Source organism: Chryseobacterium rhizoplanae (genome assembly GCF_900182655.1).
In the GTDB taxonomy this organism is placed as follows: domain Bacteria; phylum Bacteroidota; class Bacteroidia; order Flavobacteriales; family Weeksellaceae; genus Chryseobacterium; species Chryseobacterium rhizoplanae.
In genome coordinates, this window is the sequence record NZ_FXTC01000001.1 from 827,540 (window position 1) to 843,165 (window position 15,626).

Sequence of the window (15,626 nt, forward strand, 5' to 3'; positions counted from 1 at the left end):
CCCACACTAATAAAAAGTTACTAAAAATAAAAGATGAAATATAAAAGAATCCTTCTGAAACTGAGCGGTGAGGCCTTAATGGGAAACAGACAATATGGTATTGATACCGAAAGACTACAGGAATATGCTGTTGAAATCAAGAAAGTAGTCGAAAAAGGCTGTGAAGTTGCGATCGTGATTGGAGGAGGAAATATCTTCCGTGGTGTTGCAGGAGCTGCAAAAGGAATGGACAGAGTGCAGGGAGATTATATGGGAATGCTGGCTACTGTCATCAATGGTATGGCATTACAGGGAGCATTGGAAGATGCAGGAATCAAGACAAGACTTCAGTCTGCTATTGAAATGGATAAAGTAGCTGAACCTTTCATCAAAAGAAGAGCGGTAAGACACCTTGAAAAAGGAAGAGTGGTAATCTTCGGAGCAGGTACAGGAAACCCTTACTTTACTACAGATACAGCGGCTACTTTAAGAGCAATCGAAATTGGAGCGGATGTAATCTTAAAAGGAACAAGAGTAGACGGTATCTATGACAGTGATCCTGAAAAAAATGCTGATGCTGTAAAATACAATTCATTATCATTCGATGAAGTATTTGAAAAAAACCTTAAGGTAATGGATATGACTGCCTTTACTTTGAGCCACGAAAATAAATTGCCAATCATCGTATTCGATATGAATAAAGACGGTAACCTGTCAAAAATTGTAGACGGAGAAAATGTAGGTACTTTGGTTGATTTATAATCAATTTTAGTAAGACAATATAAAAAACACCTGCCACGATTATCGTGACAGGTGTTTTGTTTTTATAGCAGTTTTAATGTCTATTTATCTGCTTCAATATTTTGCGTGGCATTTTCCTTTTCAACCAGAGTGTAGTGGGAGAAAACCCATTCAATGATTTGATTTATTATTTTCATGATCATCTCAAACTCGGTGACAGCAGTTACTCCCGGAACCAGTTTCACAACGTCCGGTTTGGGCAATGGCTTTGGTAGAATAAGACCAGTCACCTGAGGATCAGATCCGGTTGCAGTAATGCCATTATACATACCCACATGTTGTACTGATAACTGAAGCATATAATCCTGCAAGGTTGCCGGAGGTGTTTTGATGCTGATTGAGGAGCTGCTTGAGTGCTGCAGCTGACCCGGAAGCGATTGATTTTGTATCCTTGTATAGCTGGCTCCTGATTTTGAAGAATCATCAATAGCCATTTTCTGTAAAGCTTTTAATATGGAAGCCGTCATATTGGTAGTGGCCTGTCCATATATAGTTGCAATTTTTTCCAGTTCTGATACCGGCCATGCATGAGGCACAACATCCAGATCATTCCAGTGCATGGTATTCCAGCTTTGGTAAGTGCCTGATTGTTGCTGCCATCCTGGTGGCAATGGCGGGAATTTACTGTTGAACAGGCTGGCAAATGCTGCCTCACCCGGAGTTGGTCCGGCGGTAGGATATACAAGTGTTACACCGAAAGCATTCAGATCTTTATTTTCTTTCAGATAAAGAGCAAGGGTAGGCGATAATGCTCCGGCAAGACTGTGTCCGCAAAATATAATAGCTGTGCCCGGTTCCGGATGTAAGTCTGCAAGAAACTGCTGCAGTGTAGTTTTAGGCGAAGCAGCAGAATCAGGGCTTTCAAGTCCGAGAAGGATGCTTACACCGGTAGCGGTACCTTTTGAAATATAAGGATCAGTACCATTATAAGGTGATGGAGCAAAACTGGAAGGATTATAAGTCGTCCAGTTTACCACTTCTGAAACTGAGAAATCTTCTGTTTCCCAATCGTAAAGGGATGATGGATTGGTTGCTGCAATAGCTACAACATAAGCAGGCAATGTAGGACCGCCCGGAAATGCAACAGCGTCACATTTAACTACGTATAATGCATTATCTGCAACTCCTGTAGGAATACCCATTTCATTTTTTTCTTCGATCAGGGCAGGTCCCCAGACAAGATCCCAGCTTCCTAATTCCGATAGAACTGAAGGATTAGCTGTGGAAGGTGTTTTCTGATCCATTATTTTAACCGGAGGAACATTGTTAAAATAATAGGATAAATCATATTGAAGCTGTTGCTGTAGCTGAATACCAAAACCGTTGTAGCCTCCTGCGCGGTTGGCAAGACCTGCCATACCAAATACTTGTTGATAGGCATCTAAAGATGGATTTGTCATAATGTGATTGGTTTAAATTAGTTTATAATTGTTCGCTTATGAAAAATGTCTTTTCTAAGACTTTTCTTTTTTCATGGCAAGTCTTCAACTTAAAAACCTGCCAAAGTTTCGTTTAAAAGAACAGAGTAAAGGAAGCTAGAAAAAATGATATCACACTAAGTAGAAATAACCAAAATGTCTCATAGGTATTTGTACCTGAAGTTTTTTGCTTGAAGTTGGATTTTTAGGGAAAAAACAAGTTTCTTGTTTCAAAGAGAAGGCAAGTGCACAAATCTATGTTGGAAATCAGCCATTATTCAGTCAAAAGGCCACAATGGAGAAAGCAAGAATAAAGGATGTGGATAAGATGCAAAAGGAAATCAAGAAAGAAATGCCAGCTTCTACAAAAGAAATTGTGAAAAATTATGTATAACTATTTGTGGTTCAAAAGTAAATCACTATATTAGAGATAATGGTGCTTTTGCCATAACTAAAAAACTCTAATATGGAGCAGATTATTTATGATCACATAACCAAAGTGATCGAGGCAGAGGGAAGAGAGAGTTTTCCCTATGAGGAAATGGCTAAATTGTTTGGTGTAAAGTCACAGCAATACTAACAATTATCGAAGAAAGCTGGAGGGTATAATTTGAGTTCGCTTATAGCGAAACAGACAAGATTCTTCAATAAGATTTAAGTTTAATAGCCTTCTCTTTGAGAGGGCTTTTTGTTATATTTGTGGAAAACTAATCTTGCATGAAAGAATTTTTTCAGACCATCTTAAAAAGTACAGAGGACAGAGTTAAAAATCCTTTTATTGGCACATTTATTACTTCGTGGGTGATTTTTAACTGGAAGCCAATATTATATATCATTTTTTCTAATATTGATATTGAGAAAAAAATAACCTTTATAAAAGAGAACTACACTGACATTTGGTATTATTTATGGCTACCTTTAATTTCTGCTACCTTTTATATCGCGGTACTGCCATATATTAGTTTTGTTTTTGAATATATTACAAAATTCTCTCATGGACTGCGAAATAAAGTAAACTTAGAGGCTAGGAACACTGCATTAGAACTACAGATTGGAGTTGCTCAAAATGAAATTAGATTAGAAGAAGAAAAAACTACTTTTAGAGAAAGGAATAGCTATAATTTAATGGTGGAAAGTTTGCAGGATCAAAATAAATCTTTGAGCGAAGCTTTAGAAGAAGCAAATAAGACACACTTAGAAACAGTTACGGAACTACAAAAACAAAATGAGGAGAGTAACAAAGAATTTAACAATCTAGTAAGTAACTACGATAATGAGCTAAGAGAAGTTAATAAAAATCTTAATGAGGAAAGAAAGAAAGTAGTAGGGCTAAGAAGTGAATTAAATCAAGTAAAACTTCAAAGTAGTGATAACTATAATGAGGCAGCAACTTTGCAGAGAGAGCTACAGATAGAAAAGTTTAAGTCGAGTAGGCTAAAAAATCCTGTCACAAAAGTTTTATCAATTGAAGGATATGAAATACTAGAGTACTTTAATTCTAAAAAGGATGTAGTATATTTTGATGTAAAAGGAGAAAAACTACTGGAAACGGAAGTCGTTTCTGACTATTCTCGGGGTAAGAAGTCTAGTGAATTTTTCGATGAATCGGCTATAAAAAGATATACAAATATGATGTTTAATACTCTGACAGACAAAGAAAAAGTTAGACTTAGTTAAGGTTTTTATCTTATAATACACCATGAATATGAAGATCTCTTTGGTAGGGACTTTTGTTATATTTGTGAAAACTAAAACTCTATGAAAAGTAAATATAAACATAATACCAAAGTAAATTTCCGTTTAATAATATTAGGGTCGTCTTGCGTAATTTTAATTACATTGTTAGGCACTTTGCTTTTTGGATTGAATGCAAATGAAAGTAAGAGAGGAACTTTTGGTGATATGTTTGGGTTTGCAAATTCTTTATTTACGGGGTTATCATTTGTAGGGTTAATAATTACAATATTATTGCAAAGAAATGATCTACAAAAACAAGCAGAAGCAGCAGAAATACAGTATTTCGATAATACCTTCTTCAATTTATTAAATATTCATCGTTCAATAACTGTGAATTTCTCTCTAACTGTCGATAGGGAGACGAAATCAAACGATTATACATATGCCCATAAAGTTAAAAAGGAAGGAGTGAATGTTTTCCAACTAATTTATGGAGAATTAATTTATAAGTTAAATCTCCAAGGAGGGTTTGATCAAAGTGTATATAATGTGGTATATAAGAATAATTGGGAGATTTTAGGACACTACTTCAGAAGTGTTCAGTTAATTATAACTAGAATAGATCAATTGAATACTGACTCATATGAAGTCAAAAGGAACTATATAGAAATCTTGAAAGCTCAATTATCAGAATATGAACTAGCAATGATTTTTTATCATTTTTTATCACATGCAGATAAAAGCTATAAAGAAATTGCTGAGAAGTATGCACTTTTTGAATATATTAATAGTGCTTTGGTGGAAGATGATATAGTTTATTATAATGAAAACGCTTTTGTAAAAAATTAAAAGAAGTGTTTTTATTTACCTAAAACTAATATTAGAACTGATTATTTTGTCATTAAGAATATAATACAGAAAGCCCTGTAAGCTGGGGTTTTATTTATCTAATCTAAAAAAGATTATTAATAAGTAATTTTTGGATTGTCACATTTTAAAAATATAATAGATTTACTAAAATACAGAGTGTAGTTACCAAAATATGGAAATAATCATTATTTTTGCAGCACTGAATAGTAAAAAATAGTTTAAAACAGTGAAAGAACACTGATGCTTACAGGATTTATGGGTTTTAACTAATTGATATTCAGATTAATTAATAGATGTGTAATTTATCAAACTTTAATATAATAATGGAAGAATTAGATCTTATATTAGAATCTGTAAAACAAGACATGGATGCAGCTGTAAAGCACCTGGATCACGCATTTCAAAGAATTAGAGCAGGACGTGCTTCTACATCAATGGTTCAGGATGTAATGGTAGAATACTATGGAGCAATGACTCCTATCAACCAGGTTGCGAATGTTTCTGTTCCGGATGCAATGACAATCTCTATTCAACCTTGGGACAGAACTGCCATCAATGCGATTGAAAAAGCGATCATCAATTCAAACTTGGGTTTTGCACCTTCTAACAACGGAGAAAACATTATTCTGAATGTTCCGCCTTTAACAGAGGAAAGAAGAAAAGAGCTTGCAAAACAGGCTAAAGTGGAAACTGAGAACACTAAAGTAACGGTAAGAAACGCCAGACAGGACGGTTTGAAAGAGCTTAAAAAGCTAGACGGTGTTTCTGAAGATGTTGTAAAAGGAGTGGAAGAAGAAATCCAGACTTATACAGACAAATATGTAAAGCTTTGCGATGAGCATCTTAAGACAAAAGAAGCTGAAATTATGAAAGTATAATTTTCAGTTGTTGAGAATAATAAAGAGGTTTCCGATGGGAGCCTCTTTTTTTTTCTTACGGATAAGCTGGTCATATTGATTTTAAACTATGTATTTGGTATTTTTGTTTAGAACTTTATCGTAAAGAGGTCTCATTCTATAATATATTGGTGAGTATTTACGTTAATTCATTATATTTATAGAATTATTCCTGCAGACTTAACTTAAAACAGGAAATTAAACATTTTAAAGTGATGACGAAGATTATTGGTGTAGGCAACTACATACCATCTGAAACGATAACCAACCTGTTTTTTGACAAGCATATTTTTCTTAATGAAAAGGGTATATTATTAAAAGAAGATAATACATCTATTACAGATAAGTTAAAAAAAATTACGGGTATTGAAGAAAGAAGATATGCTCATAATACAGAGGTTACTTCAGATCTTGGGTTTATTGCAGCAAAGGCTGCCATTGAAAATGCAGGAATAGATCCTGAAACATTAGACTATATTATTTTTGCCCATAATTTTGGAGATGTTCGCTTTGGAACAATTCAATCCGATGCGGTTCCAAGTCTTGCAGCAAGGGTAAAGCATTTATTAGGGATCAGAAATAATTTCTGTGTGGCGTATGATGTGCTTTTTGGATGTCCTGGCTGGATTGAAGGTGTGATACAGGCTAATGCATTTATTAAAGCCGGTATGGCTAAACGGTGTCTGGTGATTGGCGGGGAAACGCTTTCCCGTGTAGTGGATATTCATGACAGAGACAGTATGATCTATGCTGATGGAGCAGGAGCGGCTGTGCTGGAAGTAAATAATGAGGATGACTCAGGAATAAAGGCTCATTTGTCAGCTTCTTATACCTTTGAGGAGAAAGATTATCTGTATTTTGGGAAATCTTACAACAATGAGAAATGCCCGGATACAAAATACATCAAAATGGATGGGCGAAAAATTTATGAGTTTGCCTTAGTAAATGTTCCGGATGCGATGAAAAAATGTCTGGACAGCAGTGGATATTCCATTAGTCAGTTGAATAAAATTATCATTCATCAGGCCAATGAAAAAATGGATGAGGCTATTGTTAACAGGTTCTACCAATTGTATAATACACCGGTTCCTGAGAACATAATGCCTATGGTCATTCATAAGCTTGGAAATAGCAGTGTGGCGACCATTCCGTCTTTGCTGACTATGATTTTGAAGGATGAACTTGAACATCATAAAATCCAGAAAGATGATGTGGTATTATTTGCTTCTGTGGGTGCAGGAATGAATATCAATGCTTTTGTATATAAGTTTTAAGCTTAGAAATTGAAATTTTCAATACTAAAAAAATAAAAAGAGGTTTCCGATTGGAAGCCTCTTTTGTGTTCACAGACATTTTATAGGTTCTTTCTGGTCTTTATGTTTTAGCAGCAATTGATATGTTTTATGCAATTCATTCGTGTCACATTGAATTTCTTTGCTTGGAATGTTATCAGGAGCTGTTTTTTCTTTCTGATCAGATTTTATGCTGTATTTCTTTTCAAGACATTTCAAGGGTTTATCATTCTGAAGATAGATGCGGGTTTCTGTAATATCATCTTTCGTAACAGGCTTTTCCGGGGTGCCGCCATCAAAATTCCATACAGTTTCCTGTCTGAATATAAAGAAAGGCTTTCCATCTTTTATAAAGTATTTTTCAGATCCGGAGAAATGGCTGTGTTCTGCATAAAAATGCTCTATCACTTTGATCTCATTTTTGTCGGAATAAAAAATAACTTCACCTGAAGGTTCATCATTGCAATCATAAGTAAATTTTGATTGACTTAGTTTTTTAGCCTCCAATTGAGCCTGAAGGGCGGCATATTCTTTTTTAATCTGATCAATTGGATCTTCTGCTGTGCTGATCTGTGCAGAATCCTTTTTTGCGGCAGAACTTTCCATTGAAGCAGATTCTTTATGAACTGCTTTATCATTTTTACATGAAAAAAGAAGAAAGAGACTCGCTGTGAGAAATAGAACTTTCATAAGATCAATGGTTTGGTGGTGAATAAAAATACAAGAAATGTCACAAAAAATGCTTTCGATTGAAAGCCTTAGTTTTTTATTTGCAGTTTTCATTGTAGTCATAGATTACTTCATTGATAATTGAAAGTTTATCTACTGTAGCATTGCTGATTTCATCCCTGATAAATTTCCCGAAACCGGATCTTTTCTTTTCTTCATTTTTAAGAGAGCCATATTCTCCTTTTGCTATTTTTGCTTTTACATAAGGACAGTCTGCTAGGATGAGTTTTGCTTTTGCAGGTGTCAGTTCTTCCACTTTTCCACCTTTTTTAGAAAAGATGTAATTGGGATTTTCTCTTAAACGGTCTGTTTCTGCCTGTGTAATTGCCTGTGTGCTGTTGGGAGAAAGAGCTGTAGGATAACCATAGAGTTTATAAACGGTTACTTTACCCTCTGTTATTACTTCTGCGAACTGATCTGTTCTTGAAAGATTATTGATCGCTTTAAAACCTGCTGACAATCCTGTTAAACTTTCAGAACTGTTTAAAGCTTCTCGCATGTTCGAATATTTAACCGATTTAAAGATTCTTGGAGTATCCCCTTCATACACCATATATTCTTTAATATCTCCTGTGTCGTAGGTTTTGAATTTGATCCTGTTTTTTACTTTGTCAATATCTGAAATGGCTGCAAATTTTACTTTTAACTGATTTTGCCACGGGCTGGAATATCCTCCGTGCAGATGGACAACGCCTTCCGTTTTTTTTCCGCTTTTATCAATAATGTAGCCGTATTTTTCACCGTTGTAGGTTCCGTTTTCATCCTGATCCTGAGCATAAGCATTCAGAGACACAAGACCGAAAAGGCCAATAAGGAGTAATTTCTTCATGGTATTGTTTTTAAGTTCCAGCAAATATAATTTTTTATATCCAAAATAACTCAATAAAAAAGCTCCGAAAAATTATCGGAGCTTTTTATTTTATTACTGATATCAGAATTATTGATATCTCTGATGTTCTTTGCTTTTGGTAAACCTTTTAGTGATAGGTTTGAATAGTGCTTTGTATTTTTCAGCATCAAATAATTGTGAATCTGTAAGGGCCTTATACGTCATCCAGACTCCAAAAGGAAGAAGGATCAGGTTAGGAAGCCATGCGGCAAGGTAAGGGTTCATTTTTCCGCTCCATGACAGGTTTTCTACCCCAACATTCATTACATAAAAGACAATGAAAATTACAATAGCGATGATTACCGGAAGTCCCATTCCTCCTTTTCTGATGATAGAACCTAAGCTGGCTCCAATCAGGAAGAAGATAATACAGGTCACCGAATATGCTACAATTCTCTGTTGATAAATAACAACCTTGCTGAAATATTTTACATTGGAACTGTATTCATTCTTTTTAGACTCCAGTGTAGACTTCAGGTTATCCAGTCTGGTGTAAGAATTATAAAGGATTTCCAGCTTTTTTTCTCCTTTTACCGTATCCAGTTTGATCTGTGTTTTTGGGGCTACTTTATGCTTGTTGCCTTTATCCATATAGGTCACAACAGAATTGGTCTGGTTAAGAACTTCGGAACCGATATTATCAAAGAACTGTTTATTGTCTTTTTTGTTTTTGCTAATTGTTCCGTCTAGCTGGTTGTAAGTCTGAAAACGGTAGTCATCCGTGATCTGCTCTTTTTCGATTGCTTTATTAATGATTTCACTGATGTCAAAGTGAGAAACCAATGTGTCAAATTTAATGGCCTGATCGGGTTGTTTCTGTCTTACATTATCTCCTTTTCCGGCAAAGGCATCTTCAAATACATATCCGTTATATAAAACGAGCTTCAGGAAATTCTTATTAGCAGCAGGAACAAATTTTCCCTTTTCTGCTACAACAGACTGTTGATTTTCATAAGCGTTGGCTTTTTTATGTACAAAAACCCCTTCAATATTTTCTCCATTTTCCCCGTATATTTTGTCAAACTTTACCATATAACCGGGAATCTGATCAATAAACTGGCCCGGAGTAAAGTTAATTGCCGGTTTTGTCTGGGCAATATTAAAGAGCATGTTTTTGGCTTTTTTCTGAAAATCCGGGATAATATTATTGGAGAAGAAAAACAACATAATCGCAAGCGCTGTTGAAATTCCCAGTAGGGGAGTCATTACCCTGGTCAAAGGAATTCCTGCCGCTTTCATCGCTGCAAGCTCATACCGTTCCCCAAATTCCCCGAACGACATAATGCTCGCAAGGAGAATGGTAAGCGGTAACACCATGCTGATGACGTTTACCCCAAGATAAAAAAGAAGTTTAAGGATCTGCCAGTAGCTTAATCCTTTTCCCATAAACTGTCCTAACTGAACCCAGATAATGTTTACAATAAAAATAAAAAACAATACGCTGAATATAAAGAAAAACGGTCCAAAGAAGGTTTTTATGATATATCGGTCTAGTATTTTTAACATGCGCCAAAATTAATCAAAAAGCCACAAAGTTTTACTTGTGGCTTTTTATATTTTGTTATTTTTTTAACTTAAAAAGTAAATTTGCTTATTTGCCAATTCACTTTCAGCTTTTTAAAGTTCTGTAATTACGTAATTTTTAAACTTATTTTTGTCAAAAACAAACATATTAGGGTCCAGCTGCTGATTTTCTTTGTATTCTTTAATCGCAATTACGGCCACATCTTTGTTGTTTCCGTGTTGTTCCAGCTTTACCATCTGCTTTTTAGCAGAATCTACAAATAAATATACGAACTGTATTCCGTTTGCTTTGACAGGGGTCAGCTTAATGAAATCAGCATTTACCCCGTTTACCATCTTCTTACCGTTATAGGTTACATTATAATCGTTTCTGTAAGTTGTAAGGTAGTTGATAGGGGAGAACATGGTACCGCTTCCGTTAGGCTTAGCGATTGTTACTTCCATATCATCTGCATTGATATTGTAAATCTTGCTTCCGTCGAAGATCTGTTCCGTGTCCATGATCTTCAGCTTGTATTTTTCTCCTGCAGCATAATAAATACCTGGTTCTGTTTTCGTCACCTGCCCGTTAAGGCCGCTTCCAAAAGAAAATTTGAAGTAAGAATTCTTTTTAGAATTGTAGTTGGCTGTAATATCATCCAATATCTTTTTAGCCTTAGCATCAATCTTCTGAGCATTGGCCATACCTACTGCACCTACAACAAAACTTCCTAATATAACTTTTGAAATAATATTTTTCATTTTTTTACTTAATAATCTTTAGACATTTTAAACTCTGAAAGGTTAAATCATTCAATTTTTCCCTTAACTACGCAGATCTTCCAAAAACTGTTCCAAAGAATGAAGATCACTGATCAGCACCTCTCTTGCTTTAGCCCCGTTAAAACCTCCCACGATACCACTGGCTTCAAGCTGATCCATAATTCTTCCGGCTCTGTTGTATCCCAGTTTCAATTGTCTCTGAAGCATTGAAGTAGAACCTTGTTGGGTAGAAACGATAATTCTTGCTGCTTCTTCAAATAAAGCATCTTTTTCGTTAGGGTCAAAAGCACCTACTGTACTTGTAGAGTCTTCAGAAACATATTCAGGAAGTAAGAACGCAGACGCATATCCTTTCTGTTCTCCAATAAACTCAGCAAGTCTTTCCACTTCTGGTGTATCTACAAAAGCACACTGAAGTCTCAGGATCTCATTTCCATTGAAATAAAGCATATCTCCTTTACCAATCAGCTGATCTGCACCCGGAGAATCAAGAATGGTTCTGGAGTCTACACTTGAGATTACTCTGAAGGCTGCTCTCGCAGGGAAGTTCGCTTTGATCATCCCTGTAATTACGTTTACAGACGGTCTTTGTGTTGCTACAATAAGGTGAATTCCTACGGCTCTTGCAAGCTGTGCCAGTCTGGCAATCGGTAATTCTACCTCTTTTCCTGCTGTCATGATCAAATCTGCAAACTCGTCAACTACCAATACAATATAAGGTAAGAAACGGTGTCCGTTGTCTGGGTTTAATTTTCTTTCTGCAAATTTCTTGTTGTATTCTTTCAGGTTTTTACAGAAAGCATTTTTAAGAAGATCATATCGTGTATCCATCTCAATACACAGAGAATTCAGGGTATTGATTACTTTATTGGTATCAGTAATGATTGCTTCTTCTGCATCCGGCAGTTTTGCTAAATAATGTCTTTCGATTTTAGAATATAAAGAAAGTTCCACTTTTTTAGGATCCACCATGACGAACTTCAGTTCACTTGGGTGTTTTTTATAAAGAAGTGAAGTAAGGATTGCATTAATCCCTACAGATTTACCCTGACCTGTTGCTCCGGCCATCAGTAAGTGAGGCATCTTTGAAAGGTCGGCCATGAAAATTTCATTAGAAATCGTTTTTCCGAAAACCACCGGAAGATCCATATCCGTATTCTGGAATTTCTGAGACGCAATCACAGAACGCATAGACACCATGGTAGGATTTTTTCTTGGTACCTCAATACCAATTGTTCCTTTCCCGGGCATCGGAGCAATAATCCTGATTCCTAAAGCGGAAAGGTTCAGTGCAATATCATCCTGCAGTTTTTTAATAGCTGCTACTCTGATTCCCGCTTCCGGTACAATTTCATATAATGTAACAGTAGGACCGATTGTTGCCTTGATCTCTGCGATTCCTACGTTGAAGTTTTTCAGAAGCCCAACGATCTTATTTTTATTTTCTTCTAATTCTTCTTTATTGATGGAGATCTCTTCACTGCCATAGTCTTTCAGTAATTCTACAGGCGGCATCTGGAATTTAGCTAAATCCAGCTTGTGATCATATAAACCGTGTTTTTCTATCAGTTCCTGAGATTTTTTATCGGAATCATCCAGAATGTCAATTACAGGGGCTACTTCTACATTGAATTTAATGTTTTCCTGTGCCGGTGCAGTATTTATAGCAGAAGATGGAGCAGATGGTCTGATATCAAATGCTTCTTCCGGAGTTGAAACCGGAACAATAGGTTTTGTAGAAAGATTTAAACTTACCGGCTGGGCAACTTCTCTCGGCTCCGCTTCAAAAGAAGTGTGGTTGGGAGTCGTAATGGTTTCTATATCGGTTGAAACAGGAACTTCCGGAAATCCTTTCGGAACACTTACAGGGTCTGGTTCTCTCACCGTATTGATTGAATTATTGGAAGTACCATTGGTAACATCACTTACCGTAACACGAGATGGAGCTGTTTCTTCAATTTCTTCAGCTTCTTCTTTCAATTCCTCATCTGCCTCGAAGTCATCATTAGAATCAGGAATCATAGATTTTACTTTTCCAATCGTATTTTCATTGATCTTATCCAGTTTTGCTTTGATAGAACTTGGACGAAGATTAAACTCAAGAATAAAATATAAAAGAATACTTGCCGCCAATACAGTCCATAGACCTACCGTTCCAATAATAGAATTAAGGTAATCCATGATCTGATATCCATAAACCCCTCCTAAAACACCTTGTCCTTTAGTAAGTGCTCCCATAAAAATCGGAAGCCAGCAGATAAAAAACAAAGAATGCCCGAAGGTTTTCCATGGTTTGAATATTTTCTTCTTAAGGATTAGTGTACCCACTACAAGAAATAAAAAAGCAATGATGAATGAAGCAATACCGATACTTTCAAAAATGAAAATATTCCCCAGCCAATCACCTGCCTTGCCAAAGATATTGGAAGATTTTATACTCTTGTCAAGCATTGTTCCGGCCTGGCTTTGATCTGCTTTCCAGTTCATTAAATAAGAAATGAATGAGAATGCAAGAACAGCCGATAAAAGTATAAAAGTAAGCCCGGAAAAAATACGCGGCTTAGATAAAATTTTGCCTGCTTCAGGCGATTCAGTCTGTTTTTTTTGTGTCTTTTTATCCATAATATCAATGTCGCAAATTTAATGTTTTTTCAACACTAAAAGAATCTTTTTTCTCCAAAAAATATTTTGGAAATCCCACTTTTTACAACGATTATTTAAAATTTGATTAAAAAATATTTTTCGCAATTAGAAAATAAAAATAGGGCTATTTTTTTTGTTTATGCAAATCTGATGCTGTTAAATTATATTAACTAATCATATTTGTTTTTCTTTAAAAAAGATAATAAAATTTCCGATCTAAATATAGAGGAATGAAAAAAATAATACTATTTAAAATTATGATTGATATTATTAAAGATCAGATGTGTTTTTTGAACTAGTTCAAAGGTCAGGATTTGAAACAGCTATAATTTTGTCTCAGAAAATTTCACATATGGAAAACAGATTCAAAACTATTCTGACCTTAGGTCTGATATTGATTTCAATGATTACAATGAACGCACAAAAACAAAAAATGGAAAACACCGCATTATTAATTATCGATGTACAAAATGATTATTTCCCCGGAGGAAAAATGACATTGGAAAATGCTGAGCAGGCTGCAGAAAAAACCAAAAGGATTTTAGAATATTTTAGAAAAAATAATCTTCCTGTCATTCATATCAAGCATATCTCAACGAATGAAGGAGCTGCTTTTTTTCTTCCGGATACGAATGGAGCCAGGATTAATCAGTTGGTTTTACCTGAAGAAGACGAAAAAGTAATTACCAAGCATTTTCCCAACAGCTTCCGGGGAACGGATCTCCTGAACGATCTTCAGTCAAACAAAATTAAAAATCTGGTTATTACAGGAATGATGACAGATGTTTGTGTAGAAGCCACTACGAGAGCGGCTTTCGACTTTGGGTTTAATAATACGATTATTGGGGATGCTACAGCCACCAGAAACCGGGAACTGAATGGGGAAGTGGTAAAGGCTGCAGAAGTTCAAAGATCCTTTTTAGCAGGAATTTCTGCTCTTGGAAATCTTTATGCCCGTGTAATAAATACAAAAGAATTTTTAAGTAAGTAGGTTTTAAAGTGAATCTGTTTTGGTTACGCAAAGGCGCAAAATGATATTAAAAATTGTGCTGTAAGGCGCAAAGATTTTATCTCCGATAAAATTTAAAACAGGTCGTCTTGCTGAAAATCTCATATTGAGCGAAGTCGAAATATTCTTGTGTCTTGAAATAAACAATACTTATGATAAAACTTGTGTCTTTGCGTTTACCCAACAAAAAATTGAAGTTCCATTGCTTAGGAACAAAAATAACTTAACATAACTTAATTCAATAAAGGTGTCAATAATTTTGATACCTTTATTTTGCTTAAATTACAGAATGTCCGATCTGCTCTATAAAAATATCAGCAACTCTATAAATCTTTCCCAAGAGGATTTCAACCATTTTATGAAGCCTTTTGAATATAGAAAGTTTAAAAAGAAAGAAGTCGTTCTCAAAGAAGGTAACTATTGTAATTTTGAAGGATTTGTTCTGAATGGCTGTTTTAAAATTTACTACCTGAATGAAAACGGATTTGAACAAACCCTGTATTTTGCGGTAGAAGGATGGTGGATCACAGATATCGACAGTTTGATCAATAATGTTCCAAGTATCCTGAATATTGAAGCCCTTGAAGACAGCGAAGTATTAATGATTTCCAAAAAAGATAAAGAACATTTGTATGAAACCATGCCTCAGATAGAAAAGCTTTTCAGAGTCATGAACCAGAAATCGTCAGTAGCATTGCAGAGAAGAATACTTTCATTAACGGGTAAAACGGCAGACAAACGTTATCTTGAATTTCTTGAAAAATACCCGGGATTGGAACAGAGACTTACCCAACAACAGGTCGCTTCTTATCTGGGAATTACTCATGAATTTTTGAGTAAAATCAGAAAGAAAATTCTTTGAAAATAGTTGAATAATGAATTTCAAAATACTTTAAATTATTGACCATTTTTGGGAGGTTTCAAGATCTATTATTGAGATTAAAAATAGAAGCCTTCAATCATGGGTATAGGTATTATAAATCTCTATTTCTGTGGATTTGAAAATTGAATTTTTCCTAATGTTTTCAGGCTTATTAAGAATGTTTCAAAATAAGCAAAACAGAGGCCAAAGTGACAAAAAACAGCTTTTTTTAAGCTCTTTGTGGTTTATCATGCTTATTTTTGCATGTCAAGTAC

13 protein-coding genes are annotated in these 15,626 nt (G+C 35.2%); 7 read left to right on the forward strand and 6 right to left on the reverse strand.

Features of this window, described 5'->3' with window-relative positions:
* Window positions 1-33 precede the first annotated feature (33 nt).
* Window positions 34-741, forward strand: a complete 708-nt coding sequence (pyrH, locus tag FN817_RS03565; RefSeq protein WP_047375127.1) for a UMP kinase — start codon at window positions 34-36, stop codon at window positions 739-741.
* 80 nt (window positions 742-821) lie between these two features.
* On the opposite strand, the gene FN817_RS03570 is transcribed toward pyrH, so the two are convergent.
* On the reverse strand, window positions 822-2,180 hold the full coding sequence (locus FN817_RS03570; protein WP_142716736.1) for a lipase family protein: 1,359 nt from the start codon (window positions 2,178-2,180) through the stop codon (window positions 822-824).
* A gap of 735 nt (window positions 2,181-2,915) precedes the next feature.
* Between FN817_RS03570 and FN817_RS03575 the strand changes: the two genes are divergently transcribed.
* The 4 genes from FN817_RS03575 (at window position 2,916) to FN817_RS03590 (ending at window position 6,915) form a co-directional block, all read left to right on the forward strand.
* Window positions 2,916-3,875, forward strand: coding sequence for a hypothetical protein (locus tag FN817_RS03575; protein ID WP_142716737.1), 960 nt, complete (start codon window positions 2,916-2,918; stop codon window positions 3,873-3,875).
* Between the two features lie 81 nt (window positions 3,876-3,956).
* Complete coding sequence (locus FN817_RS03580) at window positions 3,957-4,724, forward strand: putative phage abortive infection protein (protein ID WP_142716738.1); 768 nt, start codon at window positions 3,957-3,959, stop codon at window positions 4,722-4,724.
* Between the two features lie 344 nt (window positions 4,725-5,068).
* Window positions 5,069-5,623 carry a ribosome recycling factor gene (frr, locus tag FN817_RS03585; protein WP_047422796.1) on the forward strand — a complete coding sequence of 185 codons (555 nt, stop codon included), beginning with the start codon at window positions 5,069-5,071 and terminating at the stop codon, window positions 5,621-5,623.
* 230 nt (window positions 5,624-5,853) lie between these two features.
* A complete protein-coding gene (locus tag FN817_RS03590) occupies window positions 5,854-6,915 on the forward strand; it encodes a 3-oxoacyl-ACP synthase III family protein (protein ID WP_142716739.1) in 1,062 nt (353 codons plus the stop codon).
* Between the two features lie 69 nt (window positions 6,916-6,984).
* Here FN817_RS03590 and FN817_RS03595 read toward each other — a convergent pair whose 3' ends face one another.
* The 5 genes from FN817_RS03595 to FN817_RS03615 all read right to left on the reverse strand — a co-directional run bounded on the left by FN817_RS03595 (window position 6,985) and on the right by FN817_RS03615 (window position 13,459).
* A complete protein-coding gene (locus tag FN817_RS03595; RefSeq protein ID WP_142716740.1) occupies window positions 6,985-7,623 on the reverse strand; it encodes a hypothetical protein in 639 nt (212 codons plus the stop codon).
* Between the two features lie 76 nt (window positions 7,624-7,699).
* On the reverse strand, window positions 7,700-8,491 hold the full coding sequence (locus FN817_RS03600; protein ID WP_142716741.1) for a hypothetical protein: 792 nt from the start codon (window positions 8,489-8,491) through the stop codon (window positions 7,700-7,702).
* 108 nt (window positions 8,492-8,599) lie between these two features.
* Entirely contained in the window at window positions 8,600-10,057 is a 1,458-nt protein-coding gene (locus FN817_RS03605; RefSeq protein WP_142716742.1) for an LptF/LptG family permease, read from the reverse strand.
* Window positions 10,058-10,168: 111 nt separating this feature from the next.
* Entirely contained in the window at window positions 10,169-10,816 is a 648-nt protein-coding gene (locus tag FN817_RS03610; RefSeq protein ID WP_047375113.1) for a LolA family protein, read from the reverse strand.
* Window positions 10,817-10,879: 63 nt separating this feature from the next.
* On the reverse strand, window positions 10,880-13,459 hold the full coding sequence (locus tag FN817_RS03615; RefSeq protein WP_142716743.1) for an FtsK/SpoIIIE family DNA translocase: 2,580 nt from the start codon (window positions 13,457-13,459) through the stop codon (window positions 10,880-10,882).
* Window positions 13,460-13,832: 373 nt separating this feature from the next.
* Here FN817_RS03615 and FN817_RS03620 point away from each other — a divergent pair, with 373 nt between their 5' ends.
* Together FN817_RS03620 and FN817_RS03625 are read left to right on the forward strand one after the other, a co-directional pair.
* Window positions 13,833-14,471 (forward strand): cysteine hydrolase family protein, encoded by a 639-nt coding sequence (locus tag FN817_RS03620; RefSeq protein ID WP_142716744.1) that lies wholly within the window; start codon window positions 13,833-13,835, stop codon window positions 14,469-14,471.
* 307 nt (window positions 14,472-14,778) lie between these two features.
* Entirely contained in the window at window positions 14,779-15,351 is a 573-nt protein-coding gene (locus FN817_RS03625; protein ID WP_142716745.1) for a Crp/Fnr family transcriptional regulator, read from the forward strand.
* Window positions 15,352-15,626 lie beyond the last annotated feature (275 nt).

Excerpts from the sequence above, each read along its gene's own strand:
- FN817_RS03595 (WP_142716740.1), bottom strand. The coding sequence starts at position 7,623 with ATGAAAGTTCTATTTCTCACAGCGAGTCTCTTTCTTCTTTTTTCATGT.
- FN817_RS03570 (WP_142716736.1), bottom strand. The coding sequence starts at position 2,180 with ATGACAAATCCATCTTTAGATGCCTATCAACAAGTATTTGGTATGGCA.
- FN817_RS03575 (WP_142716737.1), top strand. The coding sequence starts at position 2,916 with ATGAAAGAATTTTTTCAGACCATCTTAAAAAGTACAGAGGACAGAGTT.
- FN817_RS03625 (WP_142716745.1), top strand. The coding sequence starts at position 14,779 with ATGTCCGATCTGCTCTATAAAAATATCAGCAACTCTATAAATCTTTCC.
- FN817_RS03620 (WP_142716744.1), top strand. The coding sequence starts at position 13,833 with ATGGAAAACAGATTCAAAACTATTCTGACCTTAGGTCTGATATTGATT.
- FN817_RS03580 (WP_142716738.1), top strand. The coding sequence starts at position 3,957 with ATGAAAAGTAAATATAAACATAATACCAAAGTAAATTTCCGTTTAATA.
- FN817_RS03600 (WP_142716741.1), bottom strand. The coding sequence starts at position 8,491 with ATGAAGAAATTACTCCTTATTGGCCTTTTCGGTCTTGTGTCTCTGAAT.
- pyrH (WP_047375127.1), top strand. The coding sequence starts at position 34 with ATGAAATATAAAAGAATCCTTCTGAAACTGAGCGGTGAGGCCTTAATG.
- FN817_RS03615 (WP_142716743.1), bottom strand. The coding sequence starts at position 13,459 with ATGGATAAAAAGACACAAAAAAAACAGACTGAATCGCCTGAAGCAGGC.
- FN817_RS03605 (WP_142716742.1), bottom strand. The coding sequence starts at position 10,057 with ATGTTAAAAATACTAGACCGATATATCATAAAAACCTTCTTTGGACCG.
- FN817_RS03610 (WP_047375113.1), bottom strand. The coding sequence starts at position 10,816 with ATGAAAAATATTATTTCAAAAGTTATATTAGGAAGTTTTGTTGTAGGT.
- frr (WP_047422796.1), top strand. The coding sequence starts at position 5,069 with ATGGAAGAATTAGATCTTATATTAGAATCTGTAAAACAAGACATGGAT.